This window comes from Treponema endosymbiont of Eucomonympha sp. (genome assembly GCF_001028545.1).
On record NZ_BBPW01000397.1, the window covers coordinates 1 to 639 of the forward strand.

At 58.8% G+C, this 639-nt stretch carries 2 protein-coding genes; both read left to right on the top strand.

Translation table 11 applies throughout. The features are described from left to right. Positions 1 to 170 precede the first annotated feature (170 nt). The gene (locus tag AWU74_RS10790) at positions 171 to 362 is read left to right on the top strand and encodes a hypothetical protein (RefSeq protein WP_059369659.1); all 192 of its coding nucleotides are present in this window, start codon (positions 171 to 173) and stop codon (positions 360 to 362) included. A 40-nt stretch (positions 363 to 402) separates the two neighbouring features. Then, positions 403 to 639, top strand: a 237-nt coding sequence (locus tag AWU74_RS12830) for a hypothetical protein (RefSeq protein ID WP_238580236.1), incomplete at its 3' end; no start/stop codon positions are given.

Consider the following 639-nt stretch of genomic DNA (forward strand, 5'->3'; position numbering starts at 1 on the left):
GTGCGGGATACCAAACGCTTTGAGGGCAAGTCGCTTATCGGCGCGGCGGCGGGGGCGGTCGTGTCCGGCGAGACGAAAGCCTATGCCTTGCAGCAGGGAATGTATGTGCTGGAGCAGACCGGGGAGGCGATACAGATTATGCCCCGCGACCGCTCGTTTGTGCCGCGGAAATGGTAGACGGCGTTACCCGAATGTCCGAGTTTCTTGAGGAAACTCGGCATAGGGGTGGGGCACCTATCGAGTCTGCCGAGGGGCGACATAAGGAAAGCAGACTTGCCGAGCGATATGCCGAAGGGCGGCATAGAGCCCATAGGGCGGATAGGCGGCTACCGAGCGGGTTTGCCGAGGGCTTCCGCCAGTAAGAGTACCGAGAAAGCTTACCGAAGGGCGGGAACCCACAAAGTGGGACGCAAGGATGAAAGAAGCAGGGCGTTTGCCCTGCTTCTTTTGTATGTTGGCAACCACATAGCGCGGCTACCGAGGGGCGAATACCCACGAGCCTGCCGAGCAACCCAACCGACAGGCGAAAGCCTCTGTGCCGTAGTACGGATAAGCATTTACCGTGCTTGCCGAACGATATGCTGGCAGGGCGACATAAAGCCCATAGTACGGGGAAGCACCTACCGTTGTTTATCAAGA